This window comes from Alicyclobacillus suci (assembly GCF_017329615.1).
Taxonomy (GTDB): Bacteria; Bacillota; Bacilli; order Alicyclobacillales; family Alicyclobacillaceae; genus Alicyclobacillus; species Alicyclobacillus suci.
This window is the reverse complement of sequence record NZ_JAFMTW010000108.1, coordinates 1-2,133: the sequence shown is the minus strand read 5'-3', so window position 1 is coordinate 2,133 and position 2,133 is coordinate 1. Positions and strand designations below refer to the sequence as shown.

Annotated in this window: 1 protein-coding gene and 2 pseudogenes; 2 read left to right on the top strand and 1 reads right to left on the bottom strand. The window is 57.4% G+C overall.

Annotated features, from left to right (window positions below; all coding sequences use genetic code 11):
- The first annotated feature begins 111 nt into the window (after positions 1–111).
- Positions 112–1,590, top strand: coding sequence for an IS21 family transposase (gene istA, locus J3482_RS19900; protein ID WP_328702769.1), 1,479 nt, complete (start codon positions 112–114; stop codon positions 1,588–1,590).
- Positions 1,482–1,874 (top strand): annotated as a pseudogene (locus J3482_RS19895) (ATP-binding protein); the annotation flags it as partial. The gene istA and the pseudogene J3482_RS19895, both read left to right, overlap by 109 nt.
- Before the next feature lie 78 nt (positions 1,875–1,952).
- On the opposite strand, the pseudogene J3482_RS19890 reads toward J3482_RS19895, so the two are convergent.
- A pseudogene (locus J3482_RS19890) lies at positions 1,953–2,133 on the bottom strand (transposase); the annotation flags it as partial.

Here is a 2,133-nt window from a genome sequence, read left to right as displayed (position 1 = left end):
AGAATCTCCTGCTTCTGCTTCAATCGAATCATCTCCTCAACCACCTCACCGTAGTGAGGCTATCATAGGGTGGGGGAATTTTCGATTGTTCCAGTGGGGGACTTTTAGGCTATCAAATACAACTGGAATGAGCCCCTGCGGCGGCGCAGGAAACGGCATCCCGTTCTTGGCCCGTACCTTGACATCATCGATACATGGCTGACGGAGGAGCAGGCGCTGCCCCGCAAGCAACGGTACACAGCCAAGCGAATCTTTGACCGGCTGCGTGAGGAGCACGGGTTCGAGGGCAGCCGTCGAACCGTCGAGCGGTACGTAGCCCAGCGTCGCAAGGAGCTCAAACTCGAGCGTGCCGAATCCTACGAGCGGCTGGAGCACCCGGGTGGCGAGGCACAGGTGGACTTTGGGACGGCCTACGTGGGACAAGCTGGGCAGTTTGTGGAGCGGAAAGTGCTGGTGATGTCGTTTCCGTTCAGCAATGCCGCGTTCACCTTCTCGGTGCGTGCGGAGAACACGGAGTGCTTTTTGGAGGCGATGAAACGAATCTTCGGGCGGATAGGAGGTGTTCCGAGCAAGATCTGGTTCGACAATCTGTCGGCGGCGGTCGTCTCCATTGACAAGGACGGCGGGCGGACGTTCACCGACCAGTTCCTTCGGTTCGCAGCCCACTACCGGTTCCAGCCGGAGTTCTGCAACCCGTACAGCGGGCATGAGAAGGGGCATGTGGAGAACAAGGTGGGATACAGCCGTCGGAATTGGCTCGTCCCCCCTCCCGTGTGCGATACCGACACCGAGCTGGAGGAGCATCTGGCCCGTAAGTCAGAGGCTGATATGGACCGCCCGCATTACGCCAAGCATGAGCGTATTGCCGACCTGTGGGAAAAGGAGCGTTCAAAACTGCTCGCGTTACCGGCCACGCCGTTCGAGGTGTTCCGCCTGGAAGCTGCCCGTCTGAACAAGTACCGGGAACTGCGGTTCGAGAAAGCCACCTACCCGTTGCCTCAGTGCCGTGGGCTGGAGACGGTGCTGCTGAAAGTGAAGTGGGATGAAATCGAGGTCTTTTCGAGCGACGGGGAGTACCGGCTCCTAGGGAAGCTTCCACGGCCTTATGCGGACAAGCCCATGACGATTGAGTGGACCACCGTATTCGACGGATACCGGAGGAAACCTCGGTCAGTGATGTACTCGGACCTGGCAAGATACATGCCTCCCTCGGTACGCGCCTTCATACGGGTGGAGGATACCGAGCTGAGAAAGGTCCGTATCGCCCTCGTTCGTCGCCTGCTGGAGAGCCACGAGATGGCCGAGGTAGGCGAGGCGCTCAATACGTTGGCGGGGCACTTCAGCCCGGAGGCTGTCCCCGAGCACACGCTATACGCCATGAAACACCCCGAGTTTCGGCCTGAACCGTTGGTGGAATCGCACACCCCGGTGGAGATTCACGGGCACATGCCCGATCTGAGCCAGTATGACGCGATTCTGGAGGTGTGGAGGCTTGTCGACGAGGTCATGAGGTCCGGTTTTTCCGGGTACACGACTTGGTGGCCACGCTGCAGGACAAGTACCAAGCCGGCACGCTGCGTCGGTTCCTGAGTGAACTGCAAAAGGCGGAACTGCTCATTCTGGACGAAATGGGCTTCGTGCCCTTTCACAAAGATGGTGCTGAGCTGCTGTTCCACGTGATCGCCGACTGCTACGAGCAACGCAGCGTGATTGTGACGTCAAACCTCGAGTTCGGACACTGGAACACTGTCTTTGGGGACGCCAGGCTGACCGCCGCCTTAGTGGATCGCCTCGTGCACCACGCACATGTACTGGCTTTCACAGGCGACAGCTACCGTCTGCAGCATGCACTATCTGAGACAAAGTCGTCGTAATTTTCTGTACTGCAGTGCCTATGCACAAATCCGTGTCGTTTCTCTGCATTTTTTGCTTGCGAAAAACAGCTACTGTCGTTACGCGATCTCTTCTCCACGTACCAAGCTTTGCGTTGCAAGAACAGAGGCGAGAAGGACAATTGTGTTCAGATAGACATGTGTTGTGACTTTTTCAATACCAGAAACGTGAGCATCATTTGCAGTCAGATGTACCTTCAGTCTTGAGTTGCAGCGCTCAACGGCTGTTCGTTCGTTGTAC